This window comes from Methylophilus aquaticus (assembly GCF_030769565.1).
Taxonomy (GTDB): Bacteria; Pseudomonadota; Gammaproteobacteria; order Burkholderiales; family Methylophilaceae; genus Methylophilus; species Methylophilus aquaticus.
The window spans coordinates 76,958-92,972 of the sequence record NZ_JAVCAP010000021.1 but is presented as its reverse complement, the minus strand read 5'-3'; the positions used below and the strand labels follow the sequence as shown (position 1 = coordinate 92,972).

The window sequence follows — 16,015 nt, the reverse complement described above, 5'->3', positions numbered from 1 at the left end:
TGCTCTTAATTGTGAAAATGATTGGAGTTGATTGTATTACAAATTGATGCCAGTTTTTTGCCTCTCAGGGCGAGATACCGGGACTTTTATGACCTCAACCCATTCAGGCCCGACGGCTGAGCCCGTGATAACACACTGACAAAGCAATTACATGCAAGGCGGGTAACAACAAGGCATTAAAATGCCAGTGCAGATAACTCCAGGCGCCCAGCACGCCGCCAGTGATAAAGCCGGTAATCAGCAGTGCGTACAGCAGCAGCCGACGGCGGTCAAACGCCTGTCCGCGCAAACGCAAACCGAGTGCAATGCCGATATCGGTAAACAACCCTGACACATGCGTGGTACGCACCACCGCCCCACTAAAGGTGCTGGTCATAGCATTTTGCAAGCCACACGCAGCCGAAGCCAGCCATTGGCCACTTTGCCAGTCATGATTCAGCAGCCAGACGGCAGCCGCCAGAAATCCGGCTTCTATCCACAAGGCGACATGATAACGGCGCCCGATTTTCAGTGCTTCATTGCCAATCAATAGACCACTCAGGATAGCCCCCAGCACAAAAAACACGATCACCCACAGCAAGTGCAATACCTGCCAGAAGTCCTGATTTACCAGTTCAATCGAGAAGTAAGTCGAAATACCGGTCAAATGCGACACCGCCTGATGGCGAAACCCCAGCACCCCCACAGCGTTCACAAATCCGGCATTCATCGCCAATAAAAACCCGCCCCACTCTACCCAGCGAGGTAAACGCTGCATCATGTCACACCCTCATTTCGTGATGATTTTCTAAAGACTATTCTACGCCGCCAGTGCCTGACCACAATAGAAACCGCATCATCAGGCTTGATGGCATCAAATGGCCCGTTTAAGACCAGCAATAAAACTACGTAAAATCATGAGTAGATTTTACGCAAAGGCCTCAAGGGCAAATTGAAACACCCGCGTATAGTGAAAGTCATACAAGCACATCAAACACGATGTACTTTCAAACAACCCAAAGGAGATCATTATGTGGACTAAACCAGCTGCTACCGAAATGCGTTTTGGCTTTGAAGTGACTATGTACGTCATGAACAAATAATCAGACTTTGTATTGATTACAAGCTGAAGCAAAAACCCGCCAATGGCGGGTTTTTTGTTTTGAGAGCCGTCTAATTACCCCGCCAGTTGCGACCACAACAGGTTACCTGTCACTCCAATCAGGAATACCGCAAAAATACGCTTCAACACCTTGACTGGCAAACGCTGGGTCAATGCGACACCCAGAGGGGCAAACAGCACACTGAAAGGCGTAATTAACAAAATGGCTGGCAGATACAACAGACCAACACTATCCGGCGCATGACTGCCCTGCTGCCATGCCGCATACAGGTACCCCACGGTACTCGCCAGTGCAATCGGGAAACCCAGTACCGAAGAGGTGCCAATGGCCTGCTTAACGCTGACATTGCGCATCGTCAAATAAGGCACTGTCAAGGTACCACCCCCTATCGACACCAGTGCAGAGACCACACCGATCAATAAAGAGACCACACTGATTTCAAGGCGCCCCGGCACCTTGTGGCTCACCGGCTTGCGATCCAGGCACAGTTGAACCGCCGCGTAGAAAGTAAAGGCCGCAAAAAACAAGGCAAGATAAAACGCATTGGCCTGAATGGCGACCCAGGTTGCCAACAGCGATCCGGCAAAAGCCATCGGCACCATGGCCCCGGCATACGACCAGACAATATTGTTGTTTTTGTGGTGCGCGGCAATGCTCGACAATGAAGTAAACACAATACACGCCATCGAGGTGCCCAGCGCACTATGAAAGGCCAGGTCAGGCGTCCAGCCCCTGGCAACCAGTATGGCATGCAGTATGGGAACCAGCACAATGCCCCCTCCCACCCCCAACAATCCTGACAATACACCTACCACCACTCCGATCAGGCAGAATAGGGCATATTGCGCCATAAACAGCTGTATTACATCCATCACCACACACCCAGAACAAAGGGTGACAGTATAAACCTTGACCAAGGCAAAACGCAGCCACAAGGCGTCTGGCTAAATGACGCCACAAGCCAGTCTGTACAGCGATTCAAACCATAAAAACTGGCCGGATTAACAAGCTGGCTTTCAACGCCCTGATACATGCAATCGGACTCCGACGGACATGTCGCTGGCAAGCTACAGTCAAGCTTCTATTGCAGAAAATAGACAGATACAACTCTGGCCTGTTGTTTTTATTGATTTTTGTTACAATAATCAAATGAACGACAATGATCTGAAAAAAATCGGCGGCAAACGCCCCGGCGCGGGCCGTAAATCTGGCTCAGGCCCCTACATGGAACCCACCACGGTGATACGCGTACCAATCAGCCAGAAAGCGACCGTGAGCGACTTGCTGGCTGCCTACGCCAAAAAGCAACGCATCAGCCATTTGAAAGAAAACCTGGACAGCGTAGAGGCTTTTGATCTGCCAGCCTTGACCCCGGTTAGTGTCAGTATTCCGCTGTATCAATCCAAAGTCCCTGCCGGATTTCCCTCCCCTGCTGATGACCATGTTGAAAAACGGCTGGACCCCAATGCCTATTTAATCGACCAGGCGGACAGCACATTTTTTGTGACGATTCAGGGCGAGTCAATGATAGAAGCCGGGTTAATGCCTGGCGACAAGGCCGTGGTGGATAAATCAAAATTGCCGGTAGTCGGCGATATTGTGCTGGCGATGATTGATGGCGAATTCACCATCAAAACGCTGGCCAAACAAAAGGATGGTAATCCCAAGCTGTTACCCGCCAACTCGTCTGGCAAATACACGCCGATTATCATTCAGGTACCTATGCAGTTTGAAATCTGGGGCGTGGTCATCAGTTCATTCAGGCGGTTCAGATAATCATGGCTACAAAAAAGCACCATATATAAAAAACCCCGGCGCCTATAAAAGCACTATCAGGCAACCGGGGCTTTTGGCGTAAGAACAAACTTATTTGTTCATCACGTACATGGTTACTTCAAAGCCAAAACGCATTTCTGTAGCAGCTGGTTTAGTCCACATAATGATCTCCTTGATCTGGTTATTCGAACCGACATCGTGTCTGGTTCGTACGATTCATTATCGACACATCTTAAAAAAACACGCTATTGCAGATCATGAACAGTCCTTCATAGATTTCATGAAACCCGCCTGACGGTTTTTACCCTATGCCCTCCACAAGTACGCCCCGCGCCATTGCCCTGATTGATGTGAACAACTTTTACGTCAGTTGCGAACGGGTATTTAACCCCAAGCTGCGCAACCGGCCCGTTGTGGTGCTCAGCAATAACGATGGCTGCGTGGTGTCGCGCAGCGACGAAGCCAAAGCGCTGGGCATCGCGATGGGTGCACCCTGGTTCCAGATTCGCAAGTTTGCCGAACAGGAAGGCGTGGTCGCCTATTCTTCCAATTACGCACTTTACGCAGACATGAGCAACCGTGTGATGTCGATTTTGCGCCAGTTCAGTCCGGCACAGGAAGTGTATTCTATCGATGAGTGTTTTCTTGACTTGAGCGGATTCGGCAAACGTGACCTCACAAGCCATGCACAACACCTAAGACACACACTACTGCAATGGACCGGCTTACCAGTGTGTGTGGGCATAGGCCGCAGCAAGACCCTGGCCAAACTGGCCAACCACTGTGCCAAGCACACCCCGGAAATGAAGGGGATATGTGACTTTAACGTCTGGGCACCTCATGTGGTCGATCGCTACTTGACCGGCATTCCTGTTGGAGAAGTCTGGGGCATCGGCCGACGCTTGGCCGCACAATTATGCAACCCGAAGGGGACAGGCAGCACGGATAAACATGCTCAGATACATACCGCATTTGATCTGAAATACAGCGACGCAGAAACCATGCGCCGTCGCTTTAGCGTAGTCATGGAAAAAACCATCCGTGAACTGAATGGCACGGTCTGTCTGGCGCTGGAAGAAATACGCGGGCCGCAGCAGCAAATCCTGTGTACGCGCAGTTTTGGCCAACCCGTCAGGGATATCACAGGACTGTCAGAAGCGCTCACACTCTATACCGCACGTGCGGCCGAAAAGTTACGCCGCAAGCAGTTGTTTGCAGGCAGCGTGTATGTCTATATCCGCACAAGTCCGTTTCGTGATGACCGGCCGTTTTACAGCAATGCGCTGACGGTGCCGTTACCAATGGCGACGCACGACACCCGTCACCTGGTACAAGCAGCGCTCTGGGCACTCAGCCAGATTTATCAGCCAGGACACGACTATGCCAAAGCGGGGGTATCGCTGGGTGCACTGGTGCCTGCGCATCGCATTCAGCAAGATTTGTTTCACGACAGTGCGCCGACAGAAAAATCATCTCGCCTGATGCAGGCACTGGATGCGGTTAACCGGAAAATGGGCAAGGCGACCTTGCGACTGGCCAGTGAAGGCAAACAGCAAGCCTGGCAGATGAAGCAGGACCGCAAAAGTCCGGGCTACACCACGGACTGGCGGGGATTATTGCAGGTGGATTAGGAGGACACTTCCGGCGCTTGTGGCTTCCACTCGCTGGATAACAAACGTGCAGCCGCAATCTCTTCCGCTTTCATGGTTTTTGCCAAGGCATCGCGTGCTTGCTGGGCGCCGACATGATCCTGCCTGGCCGCCAGATCAAACCACATATAGGCCAGTTTAGCGTCTTTTTTAACCGCAACACCATCACGGTACAGCACGCCCAGTTCATACTGGGCTTTGTGGTGGCCTTGTGTGGCAGATTGCCTGATCCAGTGTTCAGCCTGCGTCAGGTCTTTTTTAATGCCGTTACCCTCCAGATAGTTTTTACCCAGGGCCAACTGCGCCTTGTAATGGCCTTGCAAGGCCGCTTTTTTATACCAGCCATTGCCTTTTTCACCACTGGCCTTGACCCCGCGACCGACAATGTACAATCTACCCAAGGCAAATTGTGACAGCACATGGCCTTTTTCAGCCGCTTTTTCAAACCATTGAGCCGCTTTCACATCATCGTTAGGCACGCCTTGCCCCTGTGCATACATCACAGCCAGGTTGTACATGCTGTCCTGGTTGCCTTGCAAAGCGGCTTTCTGATACCAGTCAGCAGCCTTGGCATAATCTTGCACAACGCCCTGCCCTTCGTCATACATCATGCCCAGGATATGTTGCGACTGCATATCGCCAGCCCGCGCCAACGGTTCAAACTCCTTTAAAGCTTTGGCATACTCATGCGCGACAAAGGCCGCTTTGCCCTGTTGAAAATCAGCATACGCCGCATGACTGAGCAGACCGCATAGCCATGCAGCCAATACCATATGTTTCATTACTTTCCCCCAGTGCGATAGTTATTCGGCATCAATCAACCCGTGCTTCATGGCCAGCCTGACCATTTCCACCGGGCTGCTGACCGACAATTTCTGTTTGATCAGTGTGTAATAATTGGCCACTGTTTTTTGGCTGATTTTGAGCATTTCTGCCACATCTTCCACTCGCTTGCCTTCAGCCAGCAAACGGAATACTTCAAACTCCCGCGAGGTCAATTGCTGTAAGGGATTGGTTTCTCCGATCAGCGTTTGCAAGGCAATTTTCTGCGCCACATCCTGACTCAGGAAGGTTTTTCCACGGGAAACATCCAGCACGGCCTGCACCAGATCTTCGGCCAAACCGGTTTTGGTCACATAGCCTTTAACCCCTGCTTTCAGGGCTTGTGCCGCAAAAGACACGGCTTCATGCATGGAAAAAATCACGATGCGGGCTTGCGGATAGCGTTGCAAAATACGCTTGGCCGCCTCCAGCCCCCCCATGCCGGGCATGGAAATATCCATCAGCACCACATCAGGCAGCACTTCGCCATAAATCTGGTATGCCAGCTCCCCGGTATCTGCTTCGGCTGCAATTTCCAATGACTTGTGGCTCTCAAGCAATCGCCGCAAGCCAGAGCGCACCACGGAGTGGTCGTCCACCAAAATCACCTTCACTGTCATGCTATTGATTCCCGAAAATTACCCAGATTTTGAAAACGCACCTCGATGCGCGTCCCCTGTCCATGCTGACTGATCACTTGCATCGTCCCCATTAATCCTTCCACCCGCTCTTGCATCCCTGCCAAACCATAGCCACGGCTTTGCACCGAAGTATCAAAGCCAATGCCATCATCCTCTACGGTCATCCACAAGCCTTGTCCGACCTCTTTCACTTCAATTGCGACACGGGTGGCTTTGGCGTGCTTGCTGATGTTGGTCAAACACTCCTGCAAAATACGGTAAAGCGTGACGCTGACCGTCTCATCCAATGGCCGTATCTGACTGGCAATCGTATTGACCACCATAATGCCGCGGTTACGATCGCGCCAGTGATGGATCAACTCTGCCAGAGCCAGACTCAAACCCAACTCATCCAGTACCCGCGGCCGCAGGCGGGCAAGGATATCCTGAATGGTCACCATCATTTGCCGTGTAATCTGCGAGATGGCTTGTGCACTCTCCCGCGCAACACTCAGCTTTTTAGCGGCCACCATCGCACTGGCATCCACATGGACAGCCGTTAAATACTGGCCAATTTCATCATGTAAGTCCCTTGCCAGTTTTTTGCGCTCTTCTTCCTGCAGGTTAATAATCTGCTGGGTCAGGCGATGATTGTTTCTGATACTTTGTTCCAGCGTGCTGGCCATACTGTTGAATTTATCGCTAATTTCACTGAGCTCAATTTGATTGAATCCTGGCAAACGCGCTTCGTAAGCGCCCCTTTCAACCTGGTTAAGACCATCAATAATCTGCTTTACCGGCTTAAAGGTATAGCGCACTGTCATGTACACAAACAACAACATGCAAATAGCAAAAATAGTCACCATGGCCAATAAATCCGAAGTATCCGACCATATTTCACGCAACTCGAAACTGGGATCAGGAGTGACAACCAGCTCCCCAAGCAAGCGACCACTCAACACGATGTTTTTACGTTTTGGCTCACTCAATACACTGGTAATGTCCAGCCATCTAACAAACCACTCTGGTGGATCTGCACCTTCATGCTCAATTTTCGAGGAGCGATTCGATTCACGCAGATGACCATTCACATCAAAAAAATCAATTTTTAAATGCCGTACGTTTTGAAGAGTATCTAACCTGAAAATATTAATTTTGCCGTCGGCACCACGGCTCAACCAGCTGTAATCTGACATATAGTGTGCAATTTCCGCATCTAATAAATGCATCACCAGATTGGTGGTCGAGTCCACTTCTGCCAGCACATCTTCGCGTGCGTTAGCAATCACTGACAACGCCCATGTCAGCAACAGCCCAAGAAAAAGAACTGTAAAAATCAGATTAAGCTTGAGTTGTAAACTTAGGGATTTCATCATGCTCTGCGGATTGTAAAGTTTATTGATTAAAAACCATCGGGAATTTTTCCCTATTCATGGTCAACGCTAAAAATTATGCTTGCCCATTATAGTGCGCTTGCATGCACAACAGACCATTCTGAACAGGAGCACGATGATGCGCAAACCCTTATTCGCTTTAACTTGTGCACTTTGCTGGCTGGGCAGTACTGGCCAACTGTTTGCCAACCCGCTACTGGGCACGTGGGAGTGGGTGAATATTAAAAACAGTTGTAAAGAAATTTATATTTTTGGCACTGAAGGCAGCGGACATATCACCAGTGGTGAAGAAGTGTCGGTTGCCAGTTACAGCATCAGTGAACAGGCGGATGCACAAGGCTACTATGCTGTGAAGCTCAATATCCTCGAGGACAAAGGTGGCAAGGATTGCGGGGGAAGTGTGGAAAACAACAGCGGCGAAAGCTACCAGAAATACCTGATGTTTCACCCGTCGGGCAACCTGTATGTCTCCTGCGACAGTCCGGATACCAGCAGTTGTGTGGGGCCCTTCAAGCGCAGCCAGTAACCCGCACGATGCGAAACAAAGTTTGGGGCTTGCTGATCATTGGCAGCCTGTCTTGCCTGGCTTACGCCGACCACCCTATGCGCAATACGCCACCGGGACTGCCCGCTGGCAGTCCACCCAGCCTGCAACGGGCGCTGTTTAGACAACTGCCTGCGGGTGTTCTGGTAGATGAACCACCAGAACAATCCGAGATTGCTGACTTTCAGTGGCATGCCAAAGGTGATTTTCAACTGGGATGGACGGATAAAATATTCATGCGCGGTCTGGTACTGTCCACCCATCGCTACCGTAAAGCGGATGGCGATGACATGGCGGCATTGTCGCCGGTGGATGTGGTGATCGGCTGGCAACGCATGTCTGATCCATCCGTCGTCAGCGCGATCAATATCCGCCAGTCTGACCGTTTCTATTACTGGCGGGTGGAAGCGTTTCCAATTCCGCGTGAAGAGATTGAATTGACCAGCACCAACGTGCATATGATTGCCGACAATGATGAGGTGTTGCAGCAGCTGCAGGCATTGCAGCCCGGCGATGTCGTCAGTATGGAAGGCTACCTGACAGATGTGAAAGATGCAGACGGCTTTATCTGGACCACTTCACGCGTGCGCAATGACCACGGCGACGGCGCCTGCGAAATTCTGCTGGTGAAACATATCAGCCTGCTCAAGCAGCTACAGTCAGAGCGTCCTGCGCCTTGACCAAGGACGCTCTGAGACCAAGGGCTCTCTGAAACAATCAATGCCGCCAGCGTGCGGGCAGCGCAGTCCAGAACCAGCCAAGCAGCACCAGCCCACAGGCAATCAGACCTGGCATCCAGCGTGCATCCTGTTTGGCGACGGTGCTATGGCTGATCGCGGCAGTCCGCAGCCATGGCAGGGCCTGCTGCGACTGCGGCGCTTGCAAATAAGGCATGTCGAGCGCACTCGCCAGTTGCTGCATCAGCGCCACATTGAGCTGACTTTGGTGTTCGCGCACTTCGGCTGCCTCGGTCGCATCCATGGCTTGCCCTGGCAACAGTGACTTCACCATGGCCAGCAGATTGGGGTAATTGCCTTCAATCACGGCCTCTTCCGGTGTCCAGTAACGCGTCACTTCGCCGCGACTGTTTAAATGCGGCACAGGTTGCAGCGTGGTGCCGCCCACGCCAATCAGCAGGCCGTGTATTTTGCGCTTGTAAGGCAATAGCTCGGCAATGCGCGGATGTTCATGGTGCGGCATTTCATCCCCATCACTGATAAATACCAAATGCATCTGGCGTGCTTGTGCTGCTTCAATGGCCTGCTTGACCCCGCGCACCACCCACGAATCGCCTATCCAGCGCATGCGCGTATCCAGCTGGCTCACCACTTTTTCCATGGCAGGATAATGGGCGCAAACTTCCAGTGGCTCAAACAAGACGACCGTTTCATCCCCCGCAAACAAGGCCAGTGAGGTTTTAGAGCCGCATGGCAAGTCTGCCATCATGTCACTGACCAGCGCTTTGGCATGCGTCAGTCGACGGCTGCCAGCCTTGGGATACGCTGCATCCGGCACATTCATGCTTTCCGAAATATCCAGCACAAACAGCACATCGCGTACCTCGCTTTCTTGTGGCATACGCAAGTCGGCCCAGGTCATGCCAACCACCGCGGCTGCCAGCAAAAAAGGCAAGCTGCCGCGCTGCCTGCTTCGGCGCAAAAAGCCTTGCAGGCGAACCGCCGTTGTCGACAATCCCGCTTTCCAGCGTGAAATCAAGGCAGCCCCCGGCGCTGGTTATCCCGCATCATCGCCGTGCCGTTACGTTTAAACGGCTTGAGCGTCACGCCATCGGTTTCGGATTGCCAGCCCTGGGTCCGCTTGTCCGGGCTGCGCCGGTCCAGCAATTCGAGATTAAAGCGGGCATCGTGATCCTCCGGGTTCAGTCGCAACGCGTCTTTATAAGCTTCGCGCGCCAGTGCAATCATCGCCACCTGCTGCTGATGCGCCCCGCCTTGCTCAACCGCGTGGTGTTGCATGGCCCAGTCAAAATACAGATTACCAATGGCAAACTTGGCTTGCGCGCGCAGGCGCGGGTGGACGCTGGCTTCAGGCAGATAAAATAAATGCAGGGCTTTTTCAGGGGTGGACTGCAAGGCAACGCCTTGCGCATAGGCCAAAATGGCATCGTCTGCTTGCGCCCGCACGCGCAAGGCCTGACCAGCCAGCAGCATACGATTACGTTCGGCCAGCGCATGCCATTGCCAGCCAGCCAGCAGCGTCAGCAACACGCCACAGACTGCCAGACCATACAGCCAGCACACCAGGCTGACCGGTGCATTGCGCCAGCGGCGTTGCCACCCCTGTGTGATTGCTCGAAGCCCATCAGTGCGCATGTTGCCCCTTTCTTTCTGCATGCAGCACCCAGTCTGTCAGCATGTGCTGGCGCAACCAGACCAGCCCGGCAATACAGCACAGCGCGCACAAATAACAGGCAGCAGCGAGATCTTGACGCGGCAAGCGGTATTGATAACGCGTGCGCTGGTTGGTGGCTTTGGCAACCGCCTGTATGGCCTGCCGCAGTCCGATTTCGCTGTCGACCTCAAACGCCTGGTACGGCATGCCCAGTTGCGAAAACACCTGATGCATGGAAGCCGACTGCTGCGTGTCGGCAAAGGCCTGATCGGCCTGCGTGATGATCTCGTTGTCACCGGCAATCACGGTATCCAGAATCGAGGTTTCGCGTTCACCGCGCACATAAATCCACATCAATTGCGCCGAATAATGCTGAAAAGCAGACTTGAGGATCTCCTGATCTTCCGGCTCAATAATTGCATCGCCATCCGACACCAGCAGCAGCATGCGGGTGGCAGTTTTCGGGCGGCCCTCAAAGTACTCCAGCGCCATACCCAAGGCACGGCTCAAAGCGGTAAAGCCGGTGCTCTGGCTTTGTGCGCTTTGCAAAGCGGCCTCGGCCAGCGCACGGTCAGCACTCAAGGGCGCCACGCTGATGGGCGAAGAGTTAAAGGCCACCACCCCAAAGGTATCGCCCGGACGTTGCTGCATAAACTTGAGCAATACCGCACGTGCAGCTTCAATTTTGCTCAAAAAGTGGGTTTGTGACTTGCCCGCCTCGGCATCCTGACGATTATAATCACGGCCCTTCAGCCCTTCGGACATGCTGCCACTGCGGTCCAGCACAACGACAATTTCAGCCCCGTTGCCAATACGCTGTGCCAGCCCGCCTTCCAGATACGGCCCGGCCATAGCCACCAGCAAGCTGGCCAGGGCCAGCACCGCCAAACCGCGCAACAGCCATGGCAGCAGACGCGCCCACCCGGTCGCTTGCCAGCCATGCAAGCTCGGAAAATCAAACCGTTGTACACCCAGGTGCAGCATGGGCAGCAAAGCCACTGGCAAACACCACAACCAGACCGGATGGACAAAATGCACGCTGCTCATGACTGGCCTGATACAGCAACAGATGCAGGGGAAGAGCGCGCTAGTTTACGTTGAGCACGCCGATGCAAGCGCTCCAGCCAGGCCGCGCTGGCCAACCATGCACTGCCATCGCTGTGCGCGCTTGCTGCATCACTGCCCGAGCCGTAGCGCTGTTGCCAATAATCAGCAAGAAAGGCACAGATAGGCGCGTGATGTGCTTGCAAATAATGGGCTTGCGCAAACAGCGTGTGGACATTGTGCCGGTACAAGCGCTGTCCGGCACTCTCGCACAAGGCCATGTAAAGCTGATGGGCCTGGGTCTGGCACTCGGTGTTGTCATGCACCATTGCCAACGCGCCCGTACGTGAACATTGCCGGTGCAGCCGGGTGAGCGGGCCGGGGCGGAACGGCACACCCGGCAATCGGTCTTGCACCCATAACGCCAGCAATAGCAAACCCGCGCTGATGGCTGCGCCCAGCGCCGTCAACCATTGCCATAAGCTGGTCGCATACAACAAAGGCGGACGGGAAGGCAGGCGCTCGGTCTGCCTGGCCTCAGTACCGAGCACCGGCGAATAGTAAAACAGCGTGGCGGGAATATGCAGATTGACCACCTTCGATTTTCCGACATCAGAAGTGTGACGGGCGATCAAAGGCAGCTCGGGCAAGGTGAGCGGCTGCGCCTGTTCCACCGTGGCAAACACCTGCCAGACCAGCGTCAGTTCCCCGCCTTGCTTGCCGGGCTGATACTGCAAGTCGGCCAAATCCAGCCAAGGCTTAACCGGCCCGGCCAGCGGCAAGCTGTGCGTATCCAGCGTCACCCCGGGGGGCAGATTCAAACGTACTTTTTGCGTCAGAAGATCGCCCAGTTGGTAGCCATGATGACGCATCTCGACCTTGACGGCAGGCGATAACGCGCCATCAGGCCAAGCCTGATCTGGGTCAGCCTGCACGGACAGACTCCACAACCAGCTCACACACGCCCCGCTCACAATCAGTAGAAATCGCTTGTTCATCTCTGGATAAAATACTGTGTCAATGAGGGCGCACTGAATGCTCCATTGAGCAAAAACAAGCGGCGACCATGCCGCTGGCAAAGCGCAGCGACTGACTGCACATGCGCTGCCGCGCGTTGCTGCAAGGTATGGCGCGTGGCCTGATTCAGCCAGACAAAGCGCTGGCGGCCGCTTTCCATATCCTGCAAGTTGGCAAAGCCGCTGCCTGTCTGCGGCTGGCGTTCGGCTGGATCTTCCAGCAACACCGGCACCACATCATGGTGACTCAGGCGTTTTAACAAAGCATTGAGCACGGCAGGCGGCCAGTGGAAATCAGACACCAGAAACACCAGTGACTTGCGTTTGGATAAACCGGCGGCGGCTTCAAACAAACCGTCTACCCGGTCACCGGCAGGCTGAAACTGCGGCCATTGGCGTTGAATCCACAACGGTGCCGAGCGCGAAATGCGTGGCGGCAAACACAAAGCCGCCTGCAACTGCGCCGCCGCCACCGAACAGCCAAAGGCATCCCCGGCAGCATAAGCCGAACGCGCCAGTGTAAACAGCAAGTCACCCACCACCTGCGGGCGTGCATGCACTCCCTGATAAGCCATGGAGGCCGAACCATCCACCAGCGCCATCACCTGTATTGCCGTATTGCGCTTAAAATCGCGCACCCACAGCTTTTCAAACGGATCGCGCAAGGTCGCGCGCACATCCAGCCGACGCGGATCGGGATACTCCAGCCATGGCACCACTGCCCGCAACGTATCGCCAAGACCAGCGTTGACGCCACTGACCAACCCTGCCTGATAGCCAGCAGGTTTCCAGCCCAGCCGGTAATGCACCACCGGAATCTCCATAGCCCACCCCATCAATGCACCTGCTCCAGTAAGGCCTGCGTAAACGCTTTACTCAGCACGCCGCGCTGCAACTCATACATGGGGGTGAAGAACAAACGATGGCTGACCACCGCGGTAAACACCTGCGCAATGTCTTCCGGCATCAGGTGTACCCTGCCATCCAGCCAGGCGGCCACCCTGGCCGCACGTATCAGCATGCTCGCCCCGCGCGGCCCGATCCCGGCACTGACAAAGGCCTCCATCTCGATATCCGACAATCGCACACCAAAATCCTGTGGCCGGTGGCTGGCCTGGCGCAAACGCTCCACCTCGTCCTGCAAGGTGGCATTCGCCTGCACGGAAGACTGTATAAGTTCGGCAACCCCGTGCAACTGGCGGTAATCCATTTGCTCGGCTGTCACCGCCGTTAACAAACTGGCCGTGTCATGAAAACGGGTATCAAACGTCAGTTGCTTGTGAAGCTCCGCATCGTGCGCAGGCGCAATCTCGATTTCCATTAAAAACCGGTCGCGTGAAGCCCCCGGCAGTTCAAAGGTCTCGTCTTTCTCCACCGCGTTCCGGTCGGCAAACACCTGCAAATGCGGAAAAGCATACTCGCGATTAAACGCCGTCACACTGCGCTCGGCCATCACCCGTAACAACAGTGAATGCACCTGTGGCCGCGCCCGGTTAATCTCGTTAAAAAAGAAAATCGACAACGCCTCGCCATGGCTGAGTATCGGACCCGCATCCACCTGCGGCCTGCCTTCCTGATTGATATACGTGTAATAAATCAAATCCTGCGGCATCAGGTCTATGGTGCCCTCAATGCGCTGATACCCGCCGCCAATGCCGCGCGCCGCCGCCTTGAGCAAGGTCGTCTTGCCCACGCCCACATTACCCTCCAGCAACACATGGCCGCGGGCAAAAATACTGATCAGCAACAAGCGAATCGCCGGGGCCAGCCCCAACACCACGGTGTTCAACTCGGATTCAAATTGCAAGGCGCGACTGCGCCAGTCTGCCAGGGATTGTTCTTGTCTGTTCATACGTTTCTCCGTCAGCCGACATTGAACAGAAAATGTCGCCCGCTTTGTAGGGAATTTTTCCCTGCGTGACGTTTAATAAGGGCATTTCTATAAATTCAAGTTGCTAAGCCAGACAAGGCGCGAATAAAAAATTTTTACGCGGCATATAATTGATATGTAAGGAGAAATTTTTTATGAGCAACACCATATGGCGACGAAAATTGAATTTATAGAAGTGCCCATAAGTGAATCAGCGTTGCCCTCTGCCTAACACGCCCGTTTTAGCGTGTGACTGCATAAAAAAACCCGCCAACAGGCGGGTAAAGAGAGAGCTGTGAAATCGTTTAATCAATCAGGTCTGTGTGGATAATCCTAGTCGGTGTTACGTGGCGCCAGATATGGCCGCTTACCGATAAAATTCATTTGATGCTGATTATGTTTCATCAAGGCTTTTTCAGCCTGTTCCGGGTCTTGCGTCACCAAACCAGTGCCCTCCCAGGCCTGATTCGCGCCATTTGACTTTTCCGCAGGGGCAACGTTATAAGGGCGTTGACCGAAAAAATTGTGCTGGTGCTGGCTACGCACGCCTTGCTTTTGATCTGACAAGTCGCCAGCTTGTACCTGTGCTACCAACCCAACGCTTAATACTGCCAAGAGTAGTTTGTTCATTTGTTCGCTCCAAAATTAATTATATTGTTGTCTGGCTAGTTTGCAGGCGATTCGCTTTACCGCACCCACCCTGCAAGCCCCAGCTTAAAACGCGCGTTTACCCATCATGTGCAACTTTTGCATGTCATGCACGCTTCCACGTGCATTGTTGCCATCCACCACCAAACTTGCGCCAACCCAGGCTTGTTCACTGTCAGCCTTGGCCAACACTGGCTGCGCATAAGGGCGTTTGCTTAAAAAGTGTTGTGCCGTTTGTGTTTTTTCAATACCACCATGTTGTTCAACGGCCACCACTGGCGCAGCGACCATAAAACCAGCCACTAAAGCAACTGCAGAAATAACGTTACGCATATGTATTCTCCTAAGTGTTTTGATCAATGTGATGCAAGTTTTTTGAAACTTTGCTTAATCACCATGGATTGCATTATGCGCGGAGATTGTCTACAAATCGTCTATTGATATAGGTAGGTTGGTATATACCTAACGGCATATAAAATACACCATTGGCATGAGGCTGCATGAGAAAAACGATTGAAATGATGAGCGATAGTCGCCTCACAACGCAATAGCAACTTCAACAAACATTGTGTGTCATTGTGCTATATTGTGTACATTGTAATTTTGGAGCAAAGCCATGTCCAACACGGTGACCATCCGTTTAGAAGAATCGACCAAAATCAAGCTGGAAAAACTGGCAGCCTCAACCCATCGCACCCGCTCGTTTTTAGCCGCAGAGGCCATTAAAGCTTACGTTGAGAGCAACGAATGGCAAATCAACGAAATTAAACAAGCCATCAGCGAAGCCGAAGCGGGCGACTTTGCCACACAAGCAGAAGTAGATGCCGTTGCCGAGAAATGGCGCACAAAATAAACCATGCAGATTGTTTGGCTAAACAAGGCATTACAAAATTTGGATGACATTGCAGCTTACATCGCGCAAGACAATCCAACTGCCGCGAGCCAAGTGGTGGCTTTGATCATTGCGCAAATCAATCAACTGGCAACACAACCAGCTATTGGCCGCCCCGGCAGAGTCATGGGCACACGTGAATTAGTGATTAGCAACAGCCACTACCTTGTGCCCTACCGCATTAAAAATAACCGTGTCGAAATTTTGCGTGTTTTTCACACCTCGCAACAACCGCCGGAAAAATGGGAGCTGCCAACTGATTAAACACTGGGAGTTGAGTGATCC

Annotated in this window: 21 protein-coding genes; 7 read left to right on the top strand and 14 right to left on the bottom strand. The window is 53.1% G+C overall.

Annotation, left to right across the window (positions count from 1 at the left end; genetic code table 11):
- Window positions 1–103: 103 nt before the first annotated feature.
- The gene (locus Q9291_RS10430) at window positions 104–760 is read right to left on the bottom strand and encodes a YoaK family protein (RefSeq protein WP_306389986.1); all 657 of its coding nucleotides are present in this window, start codon (window positions 758–760) and stop codon (window positions 104–106) included.
- 250 nt (window positions 761–1,010) lie between these two features.
- Here Q9291_RS10430 and pqqA (Q9291_RS10425) point away from each other — a divergent pair, with 250 nt between their 5' ends.
- Entirely contained in the window at window positions 1,011–1,082 is a 72-nt protein-coding gene (pqqA, locus tag Q9291_RS10425; protein ID WP_081624291.1) for a pyrroloquinoline quinone precursor peptide PqqA, read from the top strand.
- Between the two features lie 74 nt (window positions 1,083–1,156).
- Here pqqA (Q9291_RS10425) and Q9291_RS10420 read toward each other — a convergent pair whose 3' ends face one another.
- Entirely contained in the window at window positions 1,157–1,975 is an 819-nt protein-coding gene (locus tag Q9291_RS10420; protein WP_306389985.1) for a sulfite exporter TauE/SafE family protein, read from the bottom strand.
- Between the two features lie 277 nt (window positions 1,976–2,252).
- On the opposite strand from Q9291_RS10420, the gene Q9291_RS10415 reads away from it, so the two are divergent.
- On the top strand, window positions 2,253–2,879 hold the full coding sequence (locus Q9291_RS10415) for a LexA family protein (RefSeq protein WP_306389984.1): 627 nt from the start codon (window positions 2,253–2,255) through the stop codon (window positions 2,877–2,879).
- Between the two features lie 90 nt (window positions 2,880–2,969).
- Here Q9291_RS10415 and pqqA (Q9291_RS10410) read toward each other — a convergent pair whose 3' ends face one another.
- Entirely contained in the window at window positions 2,970–3,041 is a 72-nt protein-coding gene (pqqA, locus tag Q9291_RS10410; RefSeq protein ID WP_081624291.1) for a pyrroloquinoline quinone precursor peptide PqqA, read from the bottom strand.
- Window positions 3,042–3,187: 146 nt separating this feature from the next.
- Between pqqA (Q9291_RS10410) and Q9291_RS10405 the strand changes: the two genes are divergently transcribed.
- A complete protein-coding gene (locus Q9291_RS10405) occupies window positions 3,188–4,510 on the top strand; it encodes a Y-family DNA polymerase (protein WP_306389983.1) in 1,323 nt (440 codons plus the stop codon).
- Here the strand turns inward: Q9291_RS10405 and Q9291_RS10400 are convergent.
- The 3 genes from Q9291_RS10400 to Q9291_RS10390 are packed head-to-tail and all read right to left on the bottom strand — an operon-like array spanning window position 4,507 to window position 7,346.
- A complete protein-coding gene (locus tag Q9291_RS10400; protein WP_306389982.1) occupies window positions 4,507–5,310 on the bottom strand; it encodes a tetratricopeptide repeat protein in 804 nt (267 codons plus the stop codon). The genes Q9291_RS10405 and Q9291_RS10400 overlap by 4 nt on opposite strands.
- Before the next feature lie 21 nt (window positions 5,311–5,331).
- Window positions 5,332–5,970: a response regulator gene (locus tag Q9291_RS10395; protein ID WP_306389981.1), complete on the bottom strand. Its 639-nt coding sequence runs from the start codon at window positions 5,968–5,970 to the stop codon at window positions 5,332–5,334.
- Complete coding sequence (locus Q9291_RS10390) at window positions 5,967–7,346, bottom strand: ATP-binding protein (protein ID WP_306389980.1); 1,380 nt, start codon at window positions 7,344–7,346, stop codon at window positions 5,967–5,969. The genes Q9291_RS10395 and Q9291_RS10390 overlap by 4 nt, the downstream gene beginning before the upstream one ends.
- A 133-nt stretch (window positions 7,347–7,479) precedes the next feature.
- On the opposite strand from Q9291_RS10390, the gene Q9291_RS10385 reads away from it, so the two are divergent.
- Both Q9291_RS10385 and Q9291_RS10380 read left to right on the top strand, forming a co-directional pair.
- A complete protein-coding gene (locus tag Q9291_RS10385) occupies window positions 7,480–7,890 on the top strand; it encodes a hypothetical protein (protein ID WP_306389979.1) in 411 nt (136 codons plus the stop codon).
- Window positions 7,891–7,898: 8 nt separating this feature from the next.
- Window positions 7,899–8,588 carry a hypothetical protein gene (locus Q9291_RS10380; protein ID WP_306389978.1) on the top strand — a complete coding sequence of 230 codons (690 nt, stop codon included), beginning with the start codon at window positions 7,899–7,901 and terminating at the stop codon, window positions 8,586–8,588.
- Between the two features lie 37 nt (window positions 8,589–8,625).
- Here Q9291_RS10380 and Q9291_RS10375 read toward each other — a convergent pair whose 3' ends face one another.
- From Q9291_RS10375 to Q9291_RS10340, 8 genes are all read right to left on the bottom strand, one after another.
- Window positions 8,626–9,624, bottom strand: coding sequence for a vWA domain-containing protein (locus Q9291_RS10375; RefSeq protein WP_306389977.1), 999 nt, complete (start codon window positions 9,622–9,624; stop codon window positions 8,626–8,628).
- A complete protein-coding gene (locus tag Q9291_RS10370) occupies window positions 9,621–10,241 on the bottom strand; it encodes a hypothetical protein (protein ID WP_306389976.1) in 621 nt (206 codons plus the stop codon). Before Q9291_RS10370 ends, Q9291_RS10375 begins: the two co-directional genes overlap by 4 nt.
- Complete coding sequence (locus Q9291_RS10365) at window positions 10,231–11,307, bottom strand: vWA domain-containing protein (protein WP_306389975.1); 1,077 nt, start codon at window positions 11,305–11,307, stop codon at window positions 10,231–10,233. Before Q9291_RS10365 ends, Q9291_RS10370 begins: the two co-directional genes overlap by 11 nt.
- Complete coding sequence (locus tag Q9291_RS10360; RefSeq protein WP_306389974.1) at window positions 11,304–12,302, bottom strand: hypothetical protein; 999 nt, start codon at window positions 12,300–12,302, stop codon at window positions 11,304–11,306. The genes Q9291_RS10365 and Q9291_RS10360 overlap by 4 nt, the downstream gene beginning before the upstream one ends.
- Window positions 12,299–13,156, bottom strand: a complete 858-nt coding sequence (locus Q9291_RS10355) for a DUF58 domain-containing protein (protein ID WP_306389973.1) — start codon at window positions 13,154–13,156, stop codon at window positions 12,299–12,301. Before Q9291_RS10355 ends, Q9291_RS10360 begins: the two co-directional genes overlap by 4 nt.
- Window positions 13,156–14,172, bottom strand: coding sequence for an AAA family ATPase (locus Q9291_RS10350; protein WP_306389972.1), 1,017 nt, complete (start codon window positions 14,170–14,172; stop codon window positions 13,156–13,158). Before Q9291_RS10350 ends, Q9291_RS10355 begins: the two co-directional genes overlap by 1 nt.
- 351 nt (window positions 14,173–14,523) lie before the next feature.
- Window positions 14,524–14,820 (bottom strand): hypothetical protein, encoded by a 297-nt coding sequence (locus tag Q9291_RS10345; protein WP_306389971.1) that lies wholly within the window; start codon window positions 14,818–14,820, stop codon window positions 14,524–14,526.
- An 84-nt stretch (window positions 14,821–14,904) separates the two neighbouring features.
- Window positions 14,905–15,171, bottom strand: coding sequence for a hypothetical protein (locus Q9291_RS10340; protein ID WP_306389970.1), 267 nt, complete (start codon window positions 15,169–15,171; stop codon window positions 14,905–14,907).
- Window positions 15,172–15,454: 283 nt separating this feature from the next.
- Between Q9291_RS10340 and Q9291_RS10335 the strand changes: the two genes are divergently transcribed.
- Both Q9291_RS10335 and Q9291_RS10330 read left to right on the top strand, forming a co-directional pair.
- On the top strand, window positions 15,455–15,691 hold the full coding sequence (locus tag Q9291_RS10335) for a CopG family ribbon-helix-helix protein (RefSeq protein ID WP_306389969.1): 237 nt from the start codon (window positions 15,455–15,457) through the stop codon (window positions 15,689–15,691).
- A gap of 3 nt (window positions 15,692–15,694) precedes the next feature.
- Entirely contained in the window at window positions 15,695–15,994 is a 300-nt protein-coding gene (locus Q9291_RS10330; protein ID WP_306389968.1) for a type II toxin-antitoxin system RelE/ParE family toxin, read from the top strand.
- Window positions 15,995–16,015 lie beyond the last annotated feature (21 nt).

What these genes read in the sequence shown, in the direction of transcription:
- Q9291_RS10430 (WP_306389986.1), bottom strand. Translation starts at nt 760, where the DNA reads ATGATGCAGCGTTTACCTCGCTGGGTAGAGTGGGGCGGGTTTTTATTG.
- Q9291_RS10420 (WP_306389985.1), bottom strand. Translation starts at nt 1,975, where the DNA reads ATGGATGTAATACAGCTGTTTATGGCGCAATATGCCCTATTCTGCCTG.
- Q9291_RS10415 (WP_306389984.1), top strand. Translation starts at nt 2,253, where the DNA reads ATGAACGACAATGATCTGAAAAAAATCGGCGGCAAACGCCCCGGCGCG.
- Q9291_RS10405 (WP_306389983.1), top strand. Translation starts at nt 3,188, where the DNA reads ATGCCCTCCACAAGTACGCCCCGCGCCATTGCCCTGATTGATGTGAAC.
- Q9291_RS10400 (WP_306389982.1), bottom strand. Translation starts at nt 5,310, where the DNA reads ATGAAACATATGGTATTGGCTGCATGGCTATGCGGTCTGCTCAGTCAT.
- Q9291_RS10395 (WP_306389981.1), bottom strand. Translation starts at nt 5,970, where the DNA reads ATGACAGTGAAGGTGATTTTGGTGGACGACCACTCCGTGGTGCGCTCT.
- Q9291_RS10390 (WP_306389980.1), bottom strand. Translation starts at nt 7,346, where the DNA reads ATGATGAAATCCCTAAGTTTACAACTCAAGCTTAATCTGATTTTTACA.
- Q9291_RS10385 (WP_306389979.1), top strand. Translation starts at nt 7,480, where the DNA reads ATGATGCGCAAACCCTTATTCGCTTTAACTTGTGCACTTTGCTGGCTG.
- Q9291_RS10380 (WP_306389978.1), top strand. Translation starts at nt 7,899, where the DNA reads ATGCGAAACAAAGTTTGGGGCTTGCTGATCATTGGCAGCCTGTCTTGC.
- Q9291_RS10370 (WP_306389976.1), bottom strand. Translation starts at nt 10,241, where the DNA reads ATGCGCACTGATGGGCTTCGAGCAATCACACAGGGGTGGCAACGCCGC.
- Q9291_RS10365 (WP_306389975.1), bottom strand. Translation starts at nt 11,307, where the DNA reads ATGAGCAGCGTGCATTTTGTCCATCCGGTCTGGTTGTGGTGTTTGCCA.
- Q9291_RS10360 (WP_306389974.1), bottom strand. Translation starts at nt 12,302, where the DNA reads ATGAACAAGCGATTTCTACTGATTGTGAGCGGGGCGTGTGTGAGCTGG.
- Q9291_RS10355 (WP_306389973.1), bottom strand. Translation starts at nt 13,156, where the DNA reads ATGGGGTGGGCTATGGAGATTCCGGTGGTGCATTACCGGCTGGGCTGG.
- Q9291_RS10350 (WP_306389972.1), bottom strand. Translation starts at nt 14,172, where the DNA reads ATGAACAGACAAGAACAATCCCTGGCAGACTGGCGCAGTCGCGCCTTG.
- Q9291_RS10345 (WP_306389971.1), bottom strand. Translation starts at nt 14,820, where the DNA reads ATGAACAAACTACTCTTGGCAGTATTAAGCGTTGGGTTGGTAGCACAG.
- Q9291_RS10340 (WP_306389970.1), bottom strand. Translation starts at nt 15,171, where the DNA reads ATGCGTAACGTTATTTCTGCAGTTGCTTTAGTGGCTGGTTTTATGGTC.
- Q9291_RS10335 (WP_306389969.1), top strand. Translation starts at nt 15,455, where the DNA reads ATGTCCAACACGGTGACCATCCGTTTAGAAGAATCGACCAAAATCAAG.
- Q9291_RS10330 (WP_306389968.1), top strand. Translation starts at nt 15,695, where the DNA reads ATGCAGATTGTTTGGCTAAACAAGGCATTACAAAATTTGGATGACATT.